The sequence below is a fragment of the Pseudomonas sp. B1(2018) genome (genome assembly GCF_003097365.1).
In the GTDB taxonomy this organism is placed as follows: Bacteria; Pseudomonadota; Gammaproteobacteria; order Pseudomonadales; family Pseudomonadaceae; genus Aquipseudomonas; species Aquipseudomonas laurylsulfatiphila.
The window spans coordinates 83,419-104,990 of the sequence record NZ_PYUK01000012.1 but is presented as its reverse complement, the minus strand read 5'-3'; the positions used below and the strand labels follow the sequence as shown (position 1 = coordinate 104,990).

Below are 21,572 nucleotides of genomic sequence, written 5' to 3'. Positions count from 1 at the left end.
TTAAATGCCATTTGTCATTTTATATTGTCTGGTGTTTCTCACATCGAATAATCAATAAGTTGCACACTCAATAACACTACAAAATGTCTGTGTTTATGCTGCCGTCTTTGCGGGACACTGAGGTATCTATTGATTGGAGCCTTCCATGTCCGTCAGCGAAGAAAAATTTACCCGTCAGACCTTGCTCGAGGTTCATCCGTTGACCCCGAACCTGTTTACCCTGCGTGCCACGCGGGATGCGGGGTTTCGTTTTCGGGCGGGGCAGTTTGCCCGGTTGGGCGTCACCAGGGCAGATGGCAGCACGGTATGGCGCGCCTACTCCATGGTGTCCTCACCCTTTGACGAGTTCCTCGAGTTCTTTTCCATTGTCGTGCCGGGCGGTGAGTTCACCAGCGAGCTCAGCCGGCTGGTCGTTGGCGACAAATTGCTGGTCGACCGCCAGGCCTTTGGCTACCTGACGCCGGACCGTTTTGTCGATGGGCGCGATCTATGGCTGTTATCCACCGGAACCGGCGTGGCGCCGTTCCTGTCGATACTGCAGGACTTCGAAGTCTGGGAGCGATTCGAGCGGATTATCCTGGTCTATAGCGTTCGTGAAGCCCGGGAGCTGGCTTATCAGGAACTGATCGCGGGGCTGACGCAACGTGACTATCTGGCCGAGTACGCGCACAAACTGCAATTCATCACCACGGTCACTCGTGAACAGCATCCTGGCGCATTGAATGGGCGGATCACCACACTGATTGAAAGCGGCGAACTGGAGCGCACCGCAGGTGTTGCGCTGACGCCTGAACACTCACGGGTCATGCTGTGCGGAAATCCGCAGATGATCGATGACACGCGCAAGCTGCTTAAACAGCGTGACATGCACTTGAGCCTCAGCCGGCGACCCGGTCAGGTGGCGGTGGAAAACTTCTGGTAAAAAAACGGCGCCTCGAAGGCGCCGTTTTATGCGGGGGCGGTCAAGGCCGGTTGTTCTGGGCCTTGAGCAAGTCGCGGATCTCTCCCAGCAACTCTTCTTCCTTGGTTGGAACCGGCGGCAGGCTCGGAGCCACGGCCTCTTCGCGCTTCAGGCGGTTGATGGCCTTGACGCCGACGAAGATCGCGAGGGCGACGATGATGAAGTCGATGATGGTCTGGATGAATTTGCCATAAGCCAGCACCACCGCCGGAGTCGCACCCTCTGCTGCCTTGAGCGTTATGGCCAGGTCACTGAAGTCCACGCCACCGATCAGCATCCCGATTGGCGGCATGACCAGGTCACCGACAAACGATGTGACGATCTTGCCGAAGGCTGCGCCGATGATGATGCCGACGGCCATGTCGACCACGTTGCCTTTGACCGCGAAGGCCTTGAACTCGTTTAGCACGCCCATAGGTTATTTCCTTGTTACAGATGAGGTTGATGAACGCAGTGTAAATCAGCCAATCGCATTCTGCTCGAATCAACGGTCTGCCGTGCTTGCCAGCAATCGATTCGGGTGGTCATGGAGAACTCGCCGATTGATCTCATTTGTGGGCCGGCCAGCCCTTCTGCGGCGGTTCGCTTACGGCTTTTTTCAGCGATATGACTTCGCTGTGTGAGCGAACCAGGTTGAAGTGCCCTCCTTGAGTTGGGATGTTGAAATTGTTCGGGTAATTGTTAAACAAAAAAGTCGGTGTTGAAAATTTATTGCAGTTGCAATGCTGTTAACTGTTTCGTTAGTTTGGAGCTCGCTTTGTTTGAGTGTTTTTGAAGTTATGCATCAGGTGTATAAATGAATAAAGCTTGTATAGGTTTTTAAGGGGGCAGTAAGGTACGTCTCAAGTGTTTGTTGAGTATGTTGGGTAAAAACTTATACAAGGATTTATCGCGGTCATATTTCAAAAAAGTACGAATAGATTATGGCTATTTGAAATCATCCAGAAGATTGCAAAATATCTGGCCGCACTCGCGTGCCTCAGCTGAGCTATCATCGCGTTTTTTTCCGGGAGTTCCGATGGCCAAGGCCAAGCGCATGTACGGCTGCACCGAGTGCGGCTCAACCTTCCCCAAATGGGCCGGGCAGTGCGGTGAATGCGGGGCCTGGAACACGCTCACCGAAACCATGGTGGAAAGCGGCGGGGCAGCCGCCCCCAGCGGTCGTACCGGCTGGGCCGGCCAGCAGGCGCAGATCAAGACGCTGGCTGAAGTCAGTGTCGAAGAAGTGCCTCGCTTCTCCACCGCTTCCAGCGAGCTCGACCGGGTTCTGGGTGGTGGTCTGGTGGATGGCTCGGTGGTGCTGATAGGTGGCGATCCGGGCATCGGCAAGTCGACCATTCTGTTGCAAACATTGTGCAACCTCGCCAAGAGCATGCCGGCGCTGTACGTCACCGGTGAAGAGTCCCAGCAGCAAGTGGCCATGCGTGCGCGACGCCTGGGGTTGCCTCAGGATCAACTGCGGGTCATGACCGAAACCTGCATCGAAGCCATCATTGCCACGGCCCGCCAGGAAAAGCCCAGGGTGATGGTGATCGACTCGATCCAGACGATCTTTACCGAGCAACTGCAATCGGCACCGGGTGGTGTATCCCAGGTGCGTGAAAGCGCGGCGTTGCTGGTGCGTTATGCCAAGCAGAGCGGTACGGCGATTTTCCTGGTGGGCCACGTCACCAAGGAAGGCGCGCTGGCGGGGCCTCGGGTTCTGGAGCACATGGTCGACACTGTGCTGTATTTCGAAGGCGAGTCCGACGGGCGCCTGCGTTTGCTGCGGGCGGTGAAGAACCGTTTCGGTGCCGTCAATGAACTGGGCGTGTTCGGTATGACCGACAAGGGCCTGAAAGAAGTCTCCAACCCTTCGGCGATTTTTCTGACCCGTGCCCAGGAGGAAGTCCCGGGCAGTGTGGTCATGGCGACGTGGGAAGGCACGCGGCCGATGTTGGTGGAGGTACAGGCGCTGGTGGACGATAGCCATTTGGCCAACCCGCGGCGGGTCACGCTGGGGCTGGATCAAAACCGGCTGGCGATGTTGCTGGCGGTGCTGCACCGTCATGGTGGCATTCCGACCCACGATCAGGACGTGTTTCTCAACGTGGTCGGCGGGGTCAAGGTGCTCGAAACGGCGTCCGACCTGGCGTTGATGGCAGCGGTGATGTCCAGTTTGCGCAACCGGCCCCTGCCTCACGATCTGCTGGTGTTCGGCGAAGTGGGGCTTTCCGGTGAGGTGCGACCGGTGCCGAGCGGTCAGGAGCGTTTGAAAGAGGCTGCCAAGCACGGCTTCAAACGGGCCATCGTGCCCAAGGGCAATGCGCCGAAGGAGGCGCCACCGGGGTTGCAGATTATTGCCGTAACCCGTCTGGAGCAGGCCCTCGACGCACTCTTCGAGTAACGCCAATCACCCTGTGTAGGAGCTGCCGCAGGCTGCGATCTTTTGCTCTCGCCATTAAAAGATCAAAAGATCGCAGCCTGCGGCAGCTCCTACACAGGGGTAGGTTCAGATTTCGATCAGTGCACCCAACTCTCGCTCGAGTTCGACCTCGTCGGCCAGGTTGAGCTCGATCAGTCGCCGCAGCCGTTCTATGGATTCCAGGCCGATGTGCAGGCAGACAAAGCCGAGTTGGCCATGGTCATCGTGGGCCAGTTGCGCATCCATGGTGATGTCGACGTCTTCGCTCAGATGAATGTCGACCAGAAAATCCTGCTGCGGATTGCCCAACCACGGATCGGGTCGCTCGATCAGCACCCCCTTGAGCGACAGATCAATCAACTTCACCGGCCAGGTGAACTCACCCTGACTCAAGTCAGTTCGGGCATCGAACGCAATACGTTTGAAGCGGCGACGGTCGGCAGGGTGCTCGCTCATGGCACGGTCCTCGTAGATGTACGCTGACTATAGACCTGCATTCTTCAAGGCTGCCAGCGCTGGCAGGTGTCCAGACCTATGTCGGGGTATGGTCTTTGCCGTCAGGAGCGCTAAACTCGGGGTGGCTGTCTTTCTTGTCCACTCTGGCTGGAATAATAAAATGAAAAATAATAATAGCCCGCTACGCCATCTGCCCTGGCTGGTGCTGGCAATCGTAGGTGCGTGCGCCCTGGGTGTCGTGGCATTGCGCCGAGGTGAGGCAATCAATGCCTTGTGGATTGTGGTCGCTGCCGTGGCCATCTATCTGGTCGCCTACCGCTACTACAGTCTGTTCATCGCCAACAGCGTCATGCAACTCGACGCGCGACGGGCCACTCCCGCCGTGATCAACAATGACGGTCTGGATTACGTTCCGACCAATAAACACATTCTCTTCGGTCACCACTTCGCGGCCATTGCTGGCGCAGGGCCGTTGGTCGGCCCGGTATTGGCGGCGCAAATGGGCTACCTGCCCGGCACGCTGTGGCTGATCGCCGGTGTGGTGCTTGCCGGTTCGGTGCAGGACTTCATGGTCCTGTTCATGTCCACCCGCCGCAACGGCCGCTCCCTGGGCGACATGGTCCGCGAAGAAATGGGCCGTATCCCCGGCACCATCGCGCTGTTCGGCTGCTTCCTGATCATGATCATCATCCTTGCGGTGCTGGCGCTGATCGTGGTCAAAGCCTTGGCCGAGAGCCCGTGGGGCATTTTCACGGTGATGGCGACCATCCCGATCGCGATGTTCATGGGCATCTACATGCGCTACATCCGCCCGGGCCGCATCGGTGAGATCTCGGTGATCGGCGTGCTGTTGCTGCTGGGCTCGATCTGGCTCGGCGGGCAGATTGCCGCGGATCCGGTGTGGGCCAAGGCGTTCAGCTTTACTGGCGTACAAATCACCTGGATGCTGATCGGCTACGGTTTCGTTGCCGCGGTGTTGCCGGTGTGGCTGATCCTGGCACCCCGTGACTACCTGTCGACCTTCCTGAAAATCGGCACCATCGTCGCCCTGGCCATCGGCATCCTGGTGACCATGCCCGAGCTGAAAATGCCGGCCCTGACCCAGTTCATTGACGGCACCGGCCCGGTCTGGAAGGGCGGTCTGTTCCCGTTCCTGTTCATCACCATCGCCTGTGGCGCGGTCTCGGGTTTCCACGCGCTGATCTCTTCCGGTACCACGCCGAAGCTGCTGGATAACGAAACCAATGCCCGCTACATCGGTTACGGCGGCATGCTGATGGAATCGTTCGTAGCCATCATGGCGATGGTCGCCGCCTCGGTAATCGAGCCTGGCGTGTATTTCGCCATGAACAGCCCGCCGGCCGTGGTCGGCGGTGATGTGGTGGCCGTTGCGACAGCCGTCAGTAACTGGGGCTTTGCGATCACGCCGGAAGCCCTGCAAGCAGTGGCCCATGACATTGGTGAAACCACCATCCTGGCCCGTGCCGGTGGTGCGCCGACCCTGGCGGTGGGGATCGCGCAGATCCTGCACAGTGTTCTGCCGGGCGAGAACACCATGGCGTTCTGGTACCACTTCGCGATCCTGTTCGAAGCGCTGTTCATCCTGACCGCGGTCGACGCCGGTACCCGTGCCGGGCGCTTCATGCTCCAGGATCTGCTCGGCTCGTTCGTGCCTGCCCTGCGCCGCACCGAGTCCTGGACCGCCAACCTGATCGCCACCGCCGGTTGCGTGGCCATGTGGGGTTATCTGCTGTACCAGGGTGTGATCGACCCGCTGGGCGGCATCAACACCTTGTGGCCGCTGTTCGGTATCTCCAACCAGATGCTGGCCGGTATCGCGCTGATGCTCGGCACCGTGGTGCTGATCAAGATGAAACGCCAGCGCTACATTTGGGTGACCCTGGTGCCAGCCATGTGGTTGCTGATTTGCACCACCACCGCCGGCTTCATCAAACTGTTCGACGCCAACCCGGCGATCGGCTTCCTGTCCCTGGCGAAAAAATACAGCGATGCCTTGGCTAACGGCCAGATCATCGCCCCGGCCAAGGACATTACGCAGATGCAGCACGTAATCTTCAATGCCTACACCAACGCCACGCTGACCGCGCTGTTCCTGTGCGTGGTGTTCAGCATCCTGTTCTTCGCGCTCAAGATCGGTATTTCCGCCTGGGGCAGCAAAGAGCGTACGGACAAAGAGGCGCCATTCCAGGCGCTGCCAGAAGCGTGATCGAGGATCTGCATCATGTTCAATGACTTGAGTCGCCTCGGTAAATACCTCGGTCAGGCCGCGCGCCTGATGGTCGGCATGCCCGACTACGACAACTACGTCGAGCACATGCAGACCAAGCACCCGAACAAACCGGTGATGGACTACGAGGCGTTCTTCCGCGAGCGTCAGGAAGCCCGTTACGGTGGCAAGGGTGGGCCGAAGTGCTGTTGATCCGGCTTTCGGATTAACGGCAATCCCTGTGGGAGCGGGCTTGCTCGCGAAAGCGGTGTGTCATTCAACATTCATGTCGACTGACACGACCCCTTCGCGAGCAAGCCCGCTCCCACATTTGTTCTGTGTTGTGTTTTCATCTTGTGAAAAAGGAGATCCAGTTTGTCCTCCCCCATCCCGGTCACGATCCTCAGCGGCTTCCTCGGCGCCGGCAAGACCACCCTGTTGCGTCACCTGCTCAAGGCCGAGCACGGCCTGAAAATCGCCGTGATCGAGAATGAATTCAGCGACGCCGGAATCGATACCCAGTTGTTGGGCGATGAGCCGGTCCAAGTAATGACACTCTCCAACGGCTGCGTCTGCTGCACCATCCATACCGACCTGACCAAAGCGCTTTATCTGTTGCTCGAACGTCTGGATCAGGGCGACATTGCCTTCGACCGCCTGGTGATCGAATGCACCGGCCTGGCCGACCCGGCACCCGTGGCGCAAACCTTCTTTATCGATGAAGAACTGCGCGAGCGCTACATCCTCGACGGCATCATCACGCTGGTCGACGCGGCACATGCCGACTCGCACCTGGCCCAGACCATCGCCCAGGCACAGATCGGTTTCGCCGACCGCTTGCTGGTGAGCAAGCGCGATCTGATAGACGAGCCGACCTTCAGCGCGTTGAGCGAGCGCCTGGCCCGCATCAACCGTCGCGCCCCGATCCGCGTGGTCGACCACGGCAAGATCGACCTGGCTGAATTGCTGGATGTGCGCGGTTTCAATCTCAATGCCGACCTCGGTGGCGGTGTGAGTTTGCGACCGGTCAGCCAGGCACCGTCCATCGATCGTATTTCCAGTCTGGTCCTGCGCACTGAAAAGCCGCTGGATATCGATAAGCTCAGCGAGTTCATGAACGAACTCCTGGAAGAGCATGGCAAGCAGTTGCTGCGCTACAAAGGCGTATTGAACATCCTTGGCGAACCACGGCGCATGGTGTTTCAGGGGGTACTGAAGCTTTATGGGTTCGACTGGGATACCGAGTGGGCTGAAGACGAAGTTCGCGAGAGCGTGATCGTGTTCATTGCTGACGATTTGCCGGAAGAGAAAATTCGTGAGGGGTTTGCACGGGTGGCGGCGGACTGAGGTTTTTATGGCATCTTTGAGGACGCCATCGCGGGCAAGCCCGGCTCCCACAGGTTTCTGGTTGAACAGCTCATCCTCGAACACTGTGGGAGCGGGCTTGCCCGCGATGCAATCTAGCCGGCAACACAATGTTCACGGGTTGTATTGAGCAGTGTCTGTTCCAGATGATCCAGATGCCGGTTAATCAGCATGGTCGCTGCCGCAGTATTTCCACATTCAACAGCATCAACAATCGCCAAATGATCCTGCCAGGCACAACAACTGTGCATCTGCTCCCCACACTGCGCAATCGCCAACGAAGTCAGTGGGACAAGGCTCTCAAGAAAATGCGCTAGCGGTGCATTTCCCGCCATTTGTGCCAGCTGCAAATGAAACTCTCCCGACAAACGAATCGCCCGGCCACGCTCGGCGCATTGACGCTCGTTTTCGACCAGTGTCCGCAGGCGCTTCAAGTCTTGTGCGCACGCTCGTTGAGCGGCCAGCCGCAACAGCATGATCTCGGCCAGTCGACGGGCATGCAGTGTCTGCCGGGTCTGCTCGACATCAGGCTCAGTGACGCGGGGACGATGGTTGGCGCGAAGGAGGATGATGTGCTGATGGGACAGTCGCATCAGCACCTCACGCATGTCGCTGCGCCTTGCACCGAACATCTGCGCAAGGCTTTCTTCCGTAAAGCGACTGGCCGAATGGATGCGCAGTTCGAAAATGGCCTCCAGGACCTGTGAATACAGATCATCCACTGAAGGGCGGACGGGCAGGGTAGCGAGTGTTTGTGGCGAGGCGAAGCGGTTCATGGCCGATCTCCAGTTCGAAGAGGTTTCAACTGCCGAGGTTGTCTTCCGGGATGTTCAGTTCGATACCCATGCGTTGGCCTTCGCGCAGAATGTGCCGGCGCATCTCGGCGCTGGCCTGGGCGCTGTTCTTGCTGCGGATTGCCCGCACCACGGCTTCGTTTTCTTCAAGTCGCTCGGCCAGATGCTCCGGGGAGTTGCGCAGCACTTCGGCGCTTTGCTTGAGGGCATTGCTGGTTTGCTGCACCACACTCTGGAAGATCGGGTTCGATGTCAGCGTGAACAATTCTTCGTGGAACGCGATGTAGGCGTTTACGCCGGCTTCACTGTCACGGGCTTCCAGGGCTTCGCGCATGTCCATCAGGGTCAGGCGCAGTTGCCCGACCTCCTTGCTGCTGATGGATTGCGCGACGAGGCCGACGATGAATGGCTCAAGGGTGTAGCGCAGTTGCAGCACGTCTTCCAGGCTCGCTGCGGCCAGCGCGTTGTCATGGGCCTGGCTGTCGGCGAGATTGGCTTCGAGCACCACCACGCCTTTGCCCGGCATCGAGCGCACCAGCCCGAGGGTTTCCAGAACGATGACGGCTTCACGCAGGCTCGGACGGCTGATACCCAGTTGTTCGGCCAGTTCACGTTGCCCCGGCAGCATTTCGCCGGAGCGCCACTGACCTCGGGCCAAAGCGGCCCGAAGTTTTTCTACCACTGAGTTGACGACGGTTGATGAGGTAATCACGTGTTCGCTCCATGAGCCGTGCCTGCGGTCGGCAGGCACGGCGATCATTCAGAATTCTTTGGCTGCCGCTTGAGCAGCCGGTTTTCTCGGCTGAAAGGTGTAACCGGCCTGGCCCGAAAGTACCTTGTTCGCCCGCTGCACATCGATGTCCTTTTCCCAGCGCGCGATGGCCACGGTCGCCACACAGTTGCCAATCAGGTTGGTCAGCGCCCGGCCGATGCCCATGAACCAGTCCACGGCCAGCACCAGTACCAGGCCCACCACCGGAATTGCCGGAATGGCTGTCAGGGTGGCCGCCAGAATCACCAGCGCCGAGCCGGGAATACCGTGGGCGCCTTTGGATGTGATCAGCGACACCAGCAGAATGGTCAGCAGGTCAGTCATGGCCAACGGCGTGCCGGTGGCGTTGGCGATGAACACGATGGCCAGGGTCAGGTAGATCGAGAAACCGTCGAGGTTGAACGAGTAACCCGTTGGAATCACCAACCCGACCGTCGAACTGCCGATGCCCAGGTGCTCAAGCTTGCGCATGATTTGTGGCAGCACCGCGTCGGACGAAGCGGTGCCCATGACGATCAGCAGTTCTTCGCGCAGGTACTTGAGCAACGGCCACATCTTCAAGCCGGAAAGGCGCATCACCAGGCCGAGAATCAGGGCCACGAAGGCAACACAGGTCAGGTAGAAGAGGCCGACCAGGCTGCCCAGGTGCTGCAGCGAATCCAGGCCATATTTGCTGGTGGTGAAGGCGATCGCACCGAATACACCGATCGGTGCCAGTCGCACGATCATGCCCATGATGCGGAAGATTACGTGGCTGAGTTCATTGATCAGCCGCGAAATTCCCGATGCCGCCTCGCCCACCAGGTTCAGGGCACTGCCGAACAACACTGAAAACAGCAGGACCTGCAGGATGTTGTTATCGGCAAAGGCACCGATCACCGAAGTCGGAATCAGGTCCATCAAGAACTGCGTAGTGGTGTGCATGTGCTGACTGCGCTGGGCAATATCGCCCATGTCGGCTGCGGAAAGCTGCTCCAGGTGAATGTTCGCGCCGCTGCCGATACCGGTGCTGAAGGCGAACACCAGGCCAATCACCAGGGCGATGGTGGTCAGCACCTCGAAGTAGATCACCGATTTCAGACCGATGCGCCCGACCTTTTTCAGGTCGCCGGCACCGCTGATGCCGCTGACCACCACGCAGAACACGATCAAGCCGATGAGCATCTTGATCAGCTTGATGAAACCGTCGCCGAGGGGTTTGAGTTGGGCGGAGTATTCGGGAAGGGTCAGCCCGCAGACGATGCCGAGCACCAGTCCGAGAATCACTTGGAGGAAGATTGAACGCGAGCACCATCTGAGCATGGGAGGAATCCTGGTCGGTGTCCTGGCTGCCGACGCTGTAGCGCATCAGATTCAGGACTTAATTATTGTGGTCTTACCGGTATGTCCAGTGCAGGCGCAGTCTAGGCGCTGTTTTGTGGGATTCGCAAGGGGAAATTGCATAATTGGCATGACCGGTCTTACCAGTTGTGTGGGAAGCCTCGACCTTGAGCCTTTTCATATGAAAAAATGCCAGTCGGCTGGGCTGACTGGCATCGGGTGTCACTGCTGGACCCTTGAGCGGTGGTTCACAGCGGGAGGTTTATTGCCCTGATTTATTGCCGTTTGCTCAACCTACACCGGGGACGTTGCGCTCAATAATCTGCAGTCTGAAAGCTACAAGACTGCCGCCGCGGTTTTGCTCATCAGTGAAAACTGGAAAGGTGGGTGGACCGCCATAGGTGTGAACCATTCGGCGTTGCGGCCCGGTTGCAAGATAGATGTCACTGACGTCGTTTGGTATTTCATCCAGTTTCACAACAACGCTGTCACTGTTAAGGATGCGGAAGTAAGTTGGGTCATCTCCAGTGAACATGCTCAAGTTGCGAGGCGATCCTTCCATGCTGGCAGTTTTAGTGAACTGTCCGACTCCGTCTCTCTCTTTAATCCTGATGGTGTACACGTCGTCGTGATAGGTGAACAAGAAGATTTCGGGAGTGACACCTTCCCCGTAGCTCAGTTCTTGGGGGTTGTCGTTAAGTATGAGTTGATGAAATTCGCGCCATTCATTTGCAAGTTCGGGATCTTCGAGCAGCTTTGATATGACTTTGCGGGCTTCTGCCACTGGTTTGTCACCGACAAAAAGTTTGGCAGTGAATGATTGACTGTCTGTATTTTGCATGATGTATACCTCTTCCGTGAGATCGGGTGTTTGATTTTGGTTGTTTTAAATTACAGTGTGTTCAGAGTGCTGATGAAACATGGCGTTGGAGGATTTTCAGTTCAAGGAACAAAGTTCGGCCGCGATTCTTCAGGTCGGTTAGCACCGGGAAACTAGGTTGATCGCCATAGGTTAGAACCTCCCTGTGTTGCGGTCCGGATCGTAAACGAATTCTATTGAGTTCGTTTGGCATGTCATCCAGCTTCGCATATTCGCCCTGATAAATGATCCGAAAATAAGTAGGATCATCGCCATCGAAGACGGTTAAGTTGCGTAATTCACCCTCCATGCTTGCAGTGTTTGTGAACTGACCGTTTTCGTCTGCAATCTTGATGGTATAAACATCGTCGTGATAAGCGAAAAGGAAGGTTTCGGGGACTACTTCTTCGCCGTAACTCAGGAGGTTGCTGGAATAGATGAGTTTTTTTCGGAAGACTCCAGCCCAATACTCTGAGACTTCAGGGGCTGCGAGCTTCTTTTCAAGTATCTTGCGGGATATGGCTAAGGGTGTGTTATTGACAAAAAGTTGCGCGGTGAACGATTGATTTACATCCATGGCTTGCATGATCTATTTCTCTTTCGTGATGTGTGAATAACACTCGTTGTTGTGTTGTAAGTAACTCGGATGGTTCGTTGTTTGTAGTGACTTTGATGGAGGTTATCATGGGTTTTTAAAGTTGGGATCCTGGTTGTGTTTCAAGATAATAGATGTTGGTCGGTAAGGTTAAGGGCTGCTATTTGGGATAAGTATATAGTTGGTGGTACATTTTTTTTGAAGCTATCAGTATCGATTCGCAAGGGGATTGATATAGGTAGTTAGAAATCCCAGGCGTAAAAAAACCGGCACAAGTGCCGGTTTTTTAACTGCGATTGAACGGGGCTGATTAAGCGCCGTACACCGGCAGCTTCTTGCAGATGGCCTTGACCTTCTCACGAACGGCGTCGATCACCGCTTCGTTGTTCAGGTCAGCCAGGATGTCGCAGATCCAGCCAGCCAGTTCCTTGCACTCTGCTTCCTTGAAGCCACGAGTGGTCACAGCCGGAGTGCCGAAGCGCAGGCCGGAGGTCACGAACGGGGAGCGTGGATCGTTTGGCACGGAGTTCTTGTTCACGGTGATGAACGCTTTGCCCAGAGCGGCGTCGGCGTCTTTACCGGAGATTTCCTGCTTGATCAGCGACAGCAGGAACAGGTGGTTCTGAGTACCGCCGGAAACCACGTCGAAACCGCGCTCGATGAATACGCTGGCCATGGCCTGGGCGTTTTTCACCACTTGTTGCTGGTAAGCCTTGAACTCAGGCTGCAGCGCTTCCTTGAAGCAGATCGCCTTGGCTGCGATCACGTGCTCCAGCGGGCCGCCCTGGGCGCCCGGGAATACTGCGGAGTTCAGCTTCTTCTCGATGTCGGCGTTGGCGCGAGCCAGGATCAGGCCACCACGTGGACCGCGCAGGGTCTTGTGGGTGGTGGTGGTCACGACGTCAGCGAATGGAACCGGGTTCGGGTAGACGCCAGCGGCGACCAGACCGGCCACGTGGGCCATGTCGACGAACAGGTACGCGCCAACCTTGTCGGCGATTGCACGGAAACGCGGGAAGTCGAGGATCTGCGAGTAGGCAGAGAAACCGGCCACGATCATTTTCGGCTTGTGCTCAACGGCCAGGCGCTCGACTTCGTCGTAGTCGATCAGGCCATTGGCGTCGATGCCGTACTGGATGGCGTTGTACAGCTTGCCCGAGGACGAAACGCTGGCACCGTGGGTCAGGTGACCGCCGTGGGCCAGGCTCATGCCCAGGATGGTGTCGCCAGCCGACAGCAGGGCCAGGTAAACGGCGCTGTTGGCTTGCGAACCGGCGTGCGGCTGAACGTTGGCGTAGTCGGCACCGAACAGCTCTTTGGCGCGATCGATAGCCAGTTGCTCGACGATGTCGACGTACTCGCAGCCACCGTAGTAGCGCTTGCCCGGGTAGCCTTCGGCGTACTTGTTGGTCAGTACCGAGCCTTGGGCTTCCATCACAGCAGGGCTGGTGTAGTTTTCCGAAGCGATCAGCTCAATGTGCTCTTCCTGGCGCTGAGCTTCTTGCTCCATGGCGGCAAAGAGATCGGCGTCGTACTTGGCAATAGTCAAATCACGGCTGAACATGGCGGTCCTCAGGGATCGGGGGCGGAAAAGGGGGGCATTCTAACCCAATGGGTTTTAGATGGCATATGAAACGGCATCATGTCGCAGACGAATGGGATTCAGCTTCAAGCTGCAAGCCACAAGCTGCAAGTCAAAAGCGGAGTGGCCTTCGCTTGTAGCTTGCCGCTTGAAGCTGCTCTTTATGTTCGATTGATTGGAACTGTCAGCTCCAATCAATCGAACATGAAGAGGGCATCATTGCTGAACTGCCCTTCGAACCGCCCCGCCGGCATCGGCCGCCCGAACAGATAACCCTGCACCTCGTCGCAACCGTGTTCCCTCAGAAAATCAAGCTGCTCGTGGGTCTCGACACCCTCGGCGATCACCGCCAGGTTAAGGCTGTGAGCCATGGCGATGATCGCCCGGGCGATCTGCGCATCCTGTTCGCCCGACGGCAATCCGTCGACGAAGGTGCGGTCGATTTTCAGCACGTCGATCGGGAACTGCTTGAGGTAGTTGAGCGATGAGTAACCGGTACCGAAATCGTCGACTGCGATGCTCAGGCCGAGGTTCTTCAGGCCGTCGAGGATCTGCATCGCCTCGCTGACTTCGCGCATCAGGATACTTTCGGTGAGTTCCAGTTCCAGGCATGCCGGCGGCAGGCCGGTTTCCTTGAGGATGGTGGCGATTCGGGTACCGAGCTGGCCGTCGGAGAACTGCCGCGCCGAGATGTTCACCGACACCTTCGGCACCCGTACCCTGGCCTGATGCCAGGCCTTGAGTTGACGGCAGGCTTCGCTGATCACCCAGTCGCCGACATCCACCACCAGCCCGAGCTCTTCGAGCACCGGAATGAAATCCCCCGGCGGCACCAGCCCGCGGCGGGGATGGCGCCAGCGCAGCAGCGCCTCGGCACCTGTCAGGCGCTTGCCGTCGCCGCTGAACTGCGGCTGGTAATACAGCACGAATTCGTTCTGTTCCAGGGCATGGCGCAAATCGCTTTCCAGTTCCAGTCGCTCCAGGGCGCTGGCGTTCATGTCCGCCTGATAGAACTGGAAGTTGTTCTTGCCACGCTCCTTGGCGTGGTACATCGCGGTGTCGGCGTTCTTCATCAACTGGCTGAGCTCGTTGCCGTCCTGCGGGCTCAGGGCGATGCCGATACTGGCCGTGACGAAGAACTCGCGGCCCTCGAGCACGAAGGGTTTCACCAGGCTGGCGAGAATCTGTTCGGCCACGTGGATGGCCCGGTTCAGGGCGATCTCCCGGTTGGCTCGCGGTTGCAGGAGCAAGGTGAACTCGTCACCGCCCATGCGCGCCACCGTGTCGTCATCGTCTACGCAACCGAGCAGGCGCGTGGCCATCTCCTTGAGCATGCGGTCGCCGGCGGCGTGGCCCAGAGAATCGTTGATCGGCTTGAAGCGATCGAGATCGAGGAACATCAGCACCACCCACGACTTCTGCCGTTCGGCCGATTGCAGTGCCGTGTGCAGGCGATCCTGGAACAGCGTGCGGTTGGGCAGGTGGGTCAGGGCGTCGTAGTAGGCGAGGCGATGAATCCGCTGCTCGCTGGCCTTGCGCTCGCTGATGTCGCTGAAGAAGCACACATAACTGGCCAGATCGCCTTCGTCGTCGAGCACGGCGGTAATCCCGACCCAGGCCGGGTAATGCTCGCCGTTGCGGCGCTTGAGCCAGACTTCGCCTTCCCAGGTACTGTGCTGGCCCAATTGCTTGAGCACATAACGCAGGTGGGCTTCCTGCTGATCGTCGACGGTCAGCATGTTCGGCAACTGATCGAGCACCTGCTCCACGGCATAGCCGCTGACACGGCTGAAAGCTTCGTTGGCCTGGACGATGTAGCCGGCCGGGTCGGTGATCAGGATCGCCGAGGTCGAGTGCTCGAATACCGTGGCGGCCATGCGCAAGTCTTTTTCGGCCCGGCGTTGTTGGCTGATGTCGCGGCCGACGCCGAGCACGCCTTCGAACGTCCCGTGTTCGTCCCAGACCAATACCAGGCGCAGTTCGATGGGGATCTTGCGCCCGTCGGCCCGCAGGCAATCGAACAGGAACAGTTGGGTTTGTACCTGGCTGCGTAACACTGCCAGTTGGTCCGGCTGGTCCAGCGCCTTGCTGACCCGGTCCATCAGGTGGTAGATGCCGGTCAGTTGTTGCGGGTTGGCGATGGTCGATTGCCAGCCGTTCTGGAAAATCCACTCGGCGTCATAGCCCAGCACGGCTTGCACCGAAGGGCTGACGTAATTGAGGTTAAGGCGGCTGTCAGTGGAGAAAATCACGTCGCTGATGCTTTCGGCGAGCATGCGATAGCGCTGCTCGCTGTCGCGCAGGGATTCGCTGGCTTCGATCTGGTCGGTGATGTCCTTGGCCACGCCGATGATCCGTGTGACCTGATCCTCGTTGTCCCGCGCCAGTGCCTGCTCGCGAATCTCGAAGCGTCGCCACAGGCCGTCCCGATGGCGGAAACGCAACTGACACTGCATCAACTGGCGATAACCGGCCTGGCGCTGGACCTGGCGGGAGCGGTGGTAATAGTCGGCGTCTTCGGGGTGCAGGAGGATTTCCCAGAAATATTCGCCCATCTGGTGCAGTTCGGTGCGGTTGTAACCCAACGTCTGGCCCAGATGGTGGTTGCTGTAGATCATGCGCTGGCTGATCACATCCTGCACATACAGATGGTCCGGTACGGTGCGCACCACGTCCGACCAAAACCCTTCGCGCTCTTGCAACGACAACTCGATGAGCTTGCGGCTGGTGATGTCGGTGATGCTCAAAATCACCGATTTATAATCGTCCTGGGTTTGCGGCAGGCGCAGTACCAGCCACAGGTGTTGGTCGCGACCGCCGGCATCCTGCAATTTGATTTCCAGCTCAAGCTGTTGCTGCTGATTGAGCACTGCATCGAGCACCTGGTTGCCGATGGCGGTGCCGTCCAGCGGATGGCCGTCGATCAGCAGCTTCCAGGCTTTATTGGCGTTATCGACATTGAGCAACTGCAGTGCGACCTGGTTGACCTCGGTGATCCGCAGTTCCTGCACCAGTTGTCGGCGTTTTTCCGGGATCGCCAGCCACGCTTGCAGTTGTTCGCTGTCCTGCAGGTGTGCCTTGTCGAAAAAGCTCTTCAGCCCGGACATGTCGAGGACACACAAGGCCACACCGGTGCCTTCGAAAATGTCCTGATAACGCCGGCGGCCTTCATTCAATTGGCGTTGACGCCGGCGCATGTTCAGCAAAGCGATGAACGGCAGCATGGAAAACGCCAGGCCCAGCAGGCATTTGCCGATGAACGCCGGCAGCAGTTCTTCCAGTACGCGCTGACGGTCAAACAAGCCGCGCAATTGCCAATCGCTGCTGCTCAGCGGAACCGTCAGCACACTGTTGGCGACATCGTCCTCGGTCAGTGTGCCCGGATTGACCGAGGGCAGCCCTTCGTCACGGCTGATGATCTGATGATTGATGCGGTTTTCCACCAGCCACAACGGACGGCTTCCGGTCTCGTTTTGCTTGGTCAAGGACGCAAAGAAGGTCGGTGTCAGGCGCAAGGCCCAGTAGCCCCGGGAACTGCCGCTGGCCTGATGCAACAATAAATGCACCACAGAACCATCGGTGGCATTGCTGAAGTAGTGCGCCTGGGCGTGGCTGCGGCGTACCAGTTCACCCAGGTAGTCGCTGTCTTCGCTGTCGGGAGCGCTGTCACTGATGACTTTCCCCGAGGGGCTGAGCAAGGCCAGGCTGCGCAGTTCCGGCAGCGACTGTTGCAGCTTGCGCAGCAGGGCCTGCAGTTCATCGGCATCCTGCGGTTGCTCGACGATGGGCAACAGGTTGAGGGCGATCTGCGCGTTGAGTGCCATGTTCAGGCTGACCTGAGCGGCCAGATCGGCGGTGTAGTCGATGGTGTATTGACGCTGGTTTTTCTGGGTTTCGCGCAACTGATCGAACAACTGCCAGAACAGCAATGCCAGCAACAACAACGCAAGTGTCGCCAAGGTGCCCTTCAAGGTCCCGCGCAGGGGGGAGCCGGGCGCTGTGGTCGGCGCACTGGAAGTCAGGGGCGGAGGGACATTGGACAAGCTGTAATCCTGCGGTTTGGCTGGACTGGCGCGACGTGCACTATAAGCCGGACGCCCGAAGGGCGGCTAGCATGCCTTGAGTTGTGGCGAAGTGCCAGCCCCAGCCCGTCGGCTGGACTGCCATCGGTCATTAAGGTAGCTTTGCCGGTTACGCGGGAGCGTTCCAGCTCCTAGACTCAGACTTTTTCAGCGCGCACGTATTGATAACCTCAAGCGAGCGACGCGCACGGTCTGGCCGGGCATTGCCTGCGCTCCAATCATTCATCAGTCACTGACCCTAGGTTCTCCATGGCTCAATACGTATTCACCATGCATCGGCTGGGCAAAGTTGTTCCGCCGAAGCGGGAAATCCTGAAAAACATTTCTCTGTCGTTCTTCCCCGGCGCCAAGATCGGTGTACTCGGCCTCAACGGTTCGGGTAAGTCTACGCTGCTGAAAATCATGGCTGGCGTTGACACCGAGTTCGAGGGCGAAGCCCGTCCGATGCCGGAGCTGAACATCGGCTACCTGCCGCAGGAACCACAACTGGATCCGACCAAGACCGTGCGTGAAGTGGTCGAGGAAGCGGTCAGCGTGATCAAGGACGCCCAGGCGCGCCTGGACGAGGTCTACGCGGCCTACGCCGATCCGGATGCCGATTTCGACAAACTGGCCGCCGAACAGGCCAAGCTCGAAGCCATCCTGCAAGCCAGCGACGGCCACAACCTGGAACGCCAGCTGGAAGTCGCCGCCGATGCGTTGCGTCTGCCGGCCTGGGATGCCAAGGTCGAACACCTGTCCGGTGGTGAAAAGCGTCGTGTGGCCCTGTGCCGTCTGCTGCTGTCCGCACCGGACATGCTGCTGCTCGACGAACCGACCAACCACCTGGACGCCGACTCCGTTGCGTGGCTCGAGCATTTCCTGCACGACTTCCCGGGTACTGTGGTTGCGATCACGCACGACCGTTACTTCCTGGACAACGTCGCTGGCTGGATTCTGGAACTCGACCGCGGCGCGGGCATTCCGTACGAGGGCAACTATTCGGGTTGGCTGGAAGCCAAGTCCGATCGTCTGGCTGCAGAATCCAAGCAGCAGTCGGCCCACGAAAAGGCCATGAAGGAAGAACTGGAGTGGGTGCGCAAAGGCGCCAAGGCCCGCCAGTCGAAATCCAAGGCTCGTCTGCAACGCTTCGAAGAGATGCAATCGCAGGAATTCCAGAAGCGCAGCGAAACCAACGAGATCTACATCCCGGCCGGTCCACGCCTGGGCGACAAGGTCATCGAATTCAAGAACGTCACCAAGGGCTACGGCGACCGCGTGCTGATCGACAACCTGTCGTTCTCCATGCCTAAAGGCGCCATTGTCGGCGTGATCGGCGGTAACGGTGCCGGTAAGTCGACCCTGTTCCGCATGCTGATGGGCAAGGAAACGCCGGATTCGGGCAGCATCGAAGTCGGCGAAACCGTGCAACTGGCTTGCGTGGACCAGAGCCGCGAAGACCTGGACGGCAGCAAGACCGTGTTCCAGCAGATTTCCGACGGTTCCGACCAGATCCGCATCGGCAACTACGAGATCCCGTCGCGCACCTACGTCGGTCGCTTCAACTTCAAGGGCGGCGATCAGCAGAAGTTCGTCAAGGACCTGTCCGGTGGTGAGCGTGGTCGCTTGCACCTGGCCCTGACCCTGAAAGAGGGCGGCAACGTCCTGCTGCTCGACGAACCGTCCAACGACCTCGACGTTGAAACCCTGCGTTCCCTGGAAGAAGCCCTGCTGGACTTCCCGGGCGCCGCCATTGTGATCTCCCACGACCGGTGGTTCCTTGACCGCGTCGCGACGCATATCCTGGCGTACGAAGACGACTCGCAAGCAGTGTTCTTCGAAGGCAACTACACCGAGTACGAAGCCGACCGTAAAAAACGCCTCGGCGAAGCGGCTGCCCAGCCGCATCGTGTACGGCACAAGAAGCTGGCCTGATATTGGGTTGGTTGCATAAAGAGCGGAGCCTTCGGGCTCCGTTTTTTTTGCGTTGGTTTTTTCAGGGATACCGTGGCGCATTCATCGCTGGCAAGCCAGCTCCCACAGGGTTTGGGTAATGCCCAAAATGTGTGCTCGGCTACAAAACTTGTGGGAGCTGGCTTGCCAGCGATGGCGATGTATTTGTTGGTGCAAGACTTGAGTTGCTCTCCCCATTCAGGTGCATGAATGACCTGGAAAACCGGGTGAATTTATATCATGTGCACCATTTAATTTCATTAATGCGACATTTTGCTCTGTTCTTGTGCGCGAATCGTTTGTTACAGTCCGGCTCAATCTCCTCCAACGACAATAAATTTGCCGAGACTTTTCCATGATCGAATCCGTCGAATCCTTCCTTGCGCGCCTGAAAAAACGCGATCCGGATCAACCCGAATTTCACCAGGCTGTCGAAGAAGTCCTGCGTACCCTGTGGCCCTTTCTTGAAGCCAATCCGCATTACCTGACCTCCGGCATCCTGGAGCGCATCTGCGAGCCGGAGCGGGCGGTGGTGTTTCGCGTGTCATGGGTCGACGACCAGGGCAAGGTCCAGGTCAATCGCGGGTTCCGCATCCAGATGAACAGCGCGATCGGCCCATACAAGGGTGGCCTGCGTTTTCACCCGTCGGTGAACATGGGCGTCCTGAAATTCCTCGCCTTCGAACAGACCTTCAAAAACTCCCTGACTTCACTGCCCATGGGCGGCGGCAAGGGTGGTTCCGACTTCGACCCCAAAGGCAAAAGCGACGCGGAAGTCATGCGCTTCTGCCAGGCCTTCATGAGCGAACTGTACCGCCACATTGGCGCGGACGTTGACGTGCCGGCCGGGGATATCGGTGTCGGCGCGCGGGAAATCGGCTTCCTGTTCGGTCAGTACAAGCGCCTGAGCAATCAGTTCACCAGCGTGCTGACCGGCAAAGGTCCAAGCTACGGCGGCAGCCTGATTCGTCCGGAAGCCACCGGTTTCGGTTGCGTGTACTTCGCCGAGGAAATGCTCAAGCGCCGTGGCCTGGCCGTGGAAGGTAAACGCGTAGCGATCTCCGGCTCCGGCAACGTCGCGCAATACGCGGCGCGCAAGGTCATGGACCTGGGCGGCAAAGTGATTTCGCTGTCCGACTCCGAAGGCACGTTGTATTGCGAAAGCGGTTTGACCGAGGAGCAATGGCTGGCGGTGCTGGAACTGAAAAACGTACAGCGCGGACGCATCCGTGAACTGGCCGGCCGTTTTGGCCTGGAGTTCCGCGCCGGTGAGCTTCCGTGGAACCTGAGCTGCGATATCGCGCTGCCGTGCGCGACGCAAAACGAACTGGATGCCGAAGCCGCTCGAACCTTGCTGCGCAATGGCTGCATCTGTGTGGCCGAGGGCGCGAACATGCCGACCACCCTGGAGGCGGTAGACCTGTTTATCGAGGCCGACATTCTGTTCGCGCCGGGCAAGGCGTCCAATGCCGGTGGCGTGGCGGTGAGCGGGTTGGAGATGTCGCAGAACGCCATGCGCCTGGCGTGGACCGGAGGTGAAGTGGACAGCAAGCTGCACGCGATCATGCAGTCGATCCACCACGCCTGCGTGCATTACGGCGAAGAGAATGGTCGGGTCAACTACGTCAAGGGCGCGAACATCGCCGGCTTCGTCAAAGTTGCCGATGCCATGCTGGCCCAGGGCGTGGTCTAAGTCGGCTCGATACGGATCACTTCAATCAGTTGATCCCCGGCAGGCCGCTGCCACAGCACTTCATCGTTGAGTCGTGCACCGAGCAGTGCCCGGCCCAGCGGTGAACCCCAATTGATCAGGCCATGGGCGGCATCGGCCTGATCTTCGCCCACCAGTTGTACCCGGCGTTCGGTGGCGTGTTCATCGGCGTAGGTCACCCAACTGCCGATCTGCACTTTCTCGGTCGACGTCGCGGCGGGTACCACCTGAGCGCTGCCCAGACGCTGCTTGAAGTAACGCAAATCTCGTTCGAGATCCGCCAGGCGCTGCTTGTCGGCCTGCTCGCCTTTTGCCGATTGTTCGGCGTGCAGGCTTTGCAGTTCGGCGACTTTACTCTGCAACAGGCTCAGGCCTTGCGGCGTGACGTAATTGGGCTGCGCGCTGACTTGCCGTTCGACGGGCTGATCGGCTTGCGCGGCGGCGTTATCTTCATTGACGAAGGCACGACTCATGAAAATCTCCCGATATAGGATTTGGGCCATGGTCGCAGG

Annotated in this window: 17 protein-coding genes; 7 read left to right on the top strand and 10 right to left on the bottom strand. The window is 58.4% G+C overall.

The window, feature by feature from the left end; all coding sequences use genetic code 11:
- The first annotated feature begins 145 nt into the window (after window positions 1–145).
- On the top strand, window positions 146–922 hold the full coding sequence (locus C9422_RS19605) for a ferredoxin--NADP reductase (RefSeq protein WP_116581833.1): 777 nt from the start codon (window positions 146–148) through the stop codon (window positions 920–922).
- Window positions 923–962: 40 nt separating this feature from the next.
- Here C9422_RS19605 and mscL read toward each other — a convergent pair whose 3' ends face one another.
- Window positions 963–1,376: a large-conductance mechanosensitive channel protein MscL gene (mscL, locus tag C9422_RS19600; protein ID WP_007981043.1), complete on the bottom strand. Its 414-nt coding sequence runs from the start codon at window positions 1,374–1,376 to the stop codon at window positions 963–965.
- Window positions 1,377–1,979: 603 nt separating this feature from the next.
- On the opposite strand from mscL, the gene radA reads away from it, so the two are divergent.
- Window positions 1,980–3,347, top strand: a complete 1,368-nt coding sequence (radA, locus tag C9422_RS19595; RefSeq protein ID WP_007981045.1) for a DNA repair protein RadA — start codon at window positions 1,980–1,982, stop codon at window positions 3,345–3,347.
- Between the two features lie 105 nt (window positions 3,348–3,452).
- Here the strand turns inward: radA and C9422_RS19590 are convergent, their stop codons facing one another.
- A complete protein-coding gene (locus tag C9422_RS19590; RefSeq protein ID WP_116581832.1) occupies window positions 3,453–3,821 on the bottom strand; it encodes a PilZ domain-containing protein in 369 nt (122 codons plus the stop codon).
- 160 nt (window positions 3,822–3,981) lie between these two features.
- Between C9422_RS19590 and C9422_RS19585 the strand changes: the two genes are divergently transcribed.
- The 3 genes from C9422_RS19585 to yjiA all read left to right on the top strand — a co-directional run bounded on the left by C9422_RS19585 (window position 3,982) and on the right by yjiA (window position 7,395).
- Complete coding sequence (locus C9422_RS19585; protein ID WP_116581831.1) at window positions 3,982–6,048, top strand: carbon starvation CstA family protein; 2,067 nt, start codon at window positions 3,982–3,984, stop codon at window positions 6,046–6,048.
- A gap of 15 nt (window positions 6,049–6,063) precedes the next feature.
- Entirely contained in the window at window positions 6,064–6,261 is a 198-nt protein-coding gene (locus C9422_RS19580; RefSeq protein ID WP_116581830.1) for a YbdD/YjiX family protein, read from the top strand.
- A 162-nt stretch (window positions 6,262–6,423) separates the two neighbouring features.
- On the top strand, window positions 6,424–7,395 hold the full coding sequence (gene yjiA, locus C9422_RS19570; RefSeq protein WP_116581829.1) for a GTPase: 972 nt from the start codon (window positions 6,424–6,426) through the stop codon (window positions 7,393–7,395).
- A gap of 113 nt (window positions 7,396–7,508) precedes the next feature.
- Here the strand turns inward: yjiA and C9422_RS19565 are convergent, their stop codons facing one another.
- The 7 genes from C9422_RS19565 to C9422_RS19530 form a co-directional block, all read right to left on the bottom strand.
- Entirely contained in the window at window positions 7,509–8,189 is a 681-nt protein-coding gene (locus C9422_RS19565) for a GntR family transcriptional regulator (RefSeq protein WP_116581828.1), read from the bottom strand.
- Window positions 8,190–8,214: 25 nt separating this feature from the next.
- Window positions 8,215–8,919, bottom strand: a complete 705-nt coding sequence (locus C9422_RS19560; protein WP_116581886.1) for a FadR/GntR family transcriptional regulator — start codon at window positions 8,917–8,919, stop codon at window positions 8,215–8,217.
- A gap of 48 nt (window positions 8,920–8,967) precedes the next feature.
- Entirely contained in the window at window positions 8,968–10,281 is a 1,314-nt protein-coding gene (locus tag C9422_RS19555) for a C4-dicarboxylate transporter DctA (protein ID WP_116581827.1), read from the bottom strand.
- Between the two features lie 307 nt (window positions 10,282–10,588).
- Window positions 10,589–11,140, bottom strand: a complete 552-nt coding sequence (locus C9422_RS19545; RefSeq protein WP_116581825.1) for a hypothetical protein — start codon at window positions 11,138–11,140, stop codon at window positions 10,589–10,591.
- A 61-nt stretch (window positions 11,141–11,201) separates the two neighbouring features.
- Window positions 11,202–11,744 carry a hypothetical protein gene (locus C9422_RS19540; RefSeq protein WP_116581824.1) on the bottom strand — a complete coding sequence of 181 codons (543 nt, stop codon included), beginning with the start codon at window positions 11,742–11,744 and terminating at the stop codon, window positions 11,202–11,204.
- A 319-nt stretch (window positions 11,745–12,063) separates the two neighbouring features.
- Window positions 12,064–13,317, bottom strand: a complete 1,254-nt coding sequence (gene glyA, locus C9422_RS19535; protein WP_007970889.1) for a serine hydroxymethyltransferase — start codon at window positions 13,315–13,317, stop codon at window positions 12,064–12,066.
- Window positions 13,318–13,529: 212 nt separating this feature from the next.
- Entirely contained in the window at window positions 13,530–17,378 is a 3,849-nt protein-coding gene (locus C9422_RS19530) for an EAL domain-containing protein (protein ID WP_116581823.1), read from the bottom strand.
- 288 nt (window positions 17,379–17,666) lie between these two features.
- On the opposite strand from C9422_RS19530, the gene ettA reads away from it, so the two are divergent.
- Window positions 17,667–19,331 carry an energy-dependent translational throttle protein EttA gene (gene ettA, locus C9422_RS19525; protein WP_007970893.1) on the top strand — a complete coding sequence of 555 codons (1,665 nt, stop codon included), beginning with the start codon at window positions 17,667–17,669 and terminating at the stop codon, window positions 19,329–19,331.
- A gap of 373 nt (window positions 19,332–19,704) precedes the next feature.
- Window positions 19,705–21,042 carry an NADP-specific glutamate dehydrogenase gene (gene gdhA / locus C9422_RS19520; RefSeq protein WP_116581822.1) on the top strand — a complete coding sequence of 446 codons (1,338 nt, stop codon included), beginning with the start codon at window positions 19,705–19,707 and terminating at the stop codon, window positions 21,040–21,042.
- On the opposite strand, the gene C9422_RS19515 is transcribed toward gdhA, so the two are convergent.
- Window positions 21,039–21,533, bottom strand: coding sequence for a GreA/GreB family elongation factor (locus tag C9422_RS19515; protein WP_116581821.1), 495 nt, complete (start codon window positions 21,531–21,533; stop codon window positions 21,039–21,041). The two genes, gdhA and C9422_RS19515, sit on opposite strands and share 4 nt — an antisense overlap.
- Window positions 21,534–21,572 lie beyond the last annotated feature (39 nt).

Bases quoted from the DNA above. Each gene is read 5' to 3' on its own strand.
- C9422_RS19605 (WP_116581833.1), top strand. From the start codon at position 146: ATGTCCGTCAGCGAAGAAAAATTTACCCGTCAGACCTTGCTCGAGGTT.
- mscL (WP_007981043.1), bottom strand. From the start codon at position 1,376: ATGGGCGTGCTAAACGAGTTCAAGGCCTTCGCGGTCAAAGGCAACGTG.
- radA (WP_007981045.1), top strand. From the start codon at position 1,980: ATGGCCAAGGCCAAGCGCATGTACGGCTGCACCGAGTGCGGCTCAACC.
- C9422_RS19590 (WP_116581832.1), bottom strand. From the start codon at position 3,821: ATGAGCGAGCACCCTGCCGACCGTCGCCGCTTCAAACGTATTGCGTTC.
- C9422_RS19585 (WP_116581831.1), top strand. From the start codon at position 3,982: ATGAAAAATAATAATAGCCCGCTACGCCATCTGCCCTGGCTGGTGCTG.
- C9422_RS19580 (WP_116581830.1), top strand. From the start codon at position 6,064: ATGTTCAATGACTTGAGTCGCCTCGGTAAATACCTCGGTCAGGCCGCG.
- C9422_RS19565 (WP_116581828.1), bottom strand. From the start codon at position 8,189: ATGAACCGCTTCGCCTCGCCACAAACACTCGCTACCCTGCCCGTCCGC.
- C9422_RS19555 (WP_116581827.1), bottom strand. From the start codon at position 10,281: ATGCTCAGATGGTGCTCGCGTTCAATCTTCCTCCAAGTGATTCTCGGA.
- C9422_RS19545 (WP_116581825.1), bottom strand. From the start codon at position 11,140: ATGCAAAATACAGACAGTCAATCATTCACTGCCAAACTTTTTGTCGGT.
- C9422_RS19540 (WP_116581824.1), bottom strand. From the start codon at position 11,744: ATGCAAGCCATGGATGTAAATCAATCGTTCACCGCGCAACTTTTTGTC.
- glyA (WP_007970889.1), bottom strand. From the start codon at position 13,317: ATGTTCAGCCGTGATTTGACTATTGCCAAGTACGACGCCGATCTCTTT.
- ettA (WP_007970893.1), top strand. From the start codon at position 17,667: ATGGCTCAATACGTATTCACCATGCATCGGCTGGGCAAAGTTGTTCCG.
- gdhA (WP_116581822.1), top strand. From the start codon at position 19,705: ATGATCGAATCCGTCGAATCCTTCCTTGCGCGCCTGAAAAAACGCGAT.
- C9422_RS19515 (WP_116581821.1), bottom strand. From the start codon at position 21,533: ATGAGTCGTGCCTTCGTCAATGAAGATAACGCCGCCGCGCAAGCCGAT.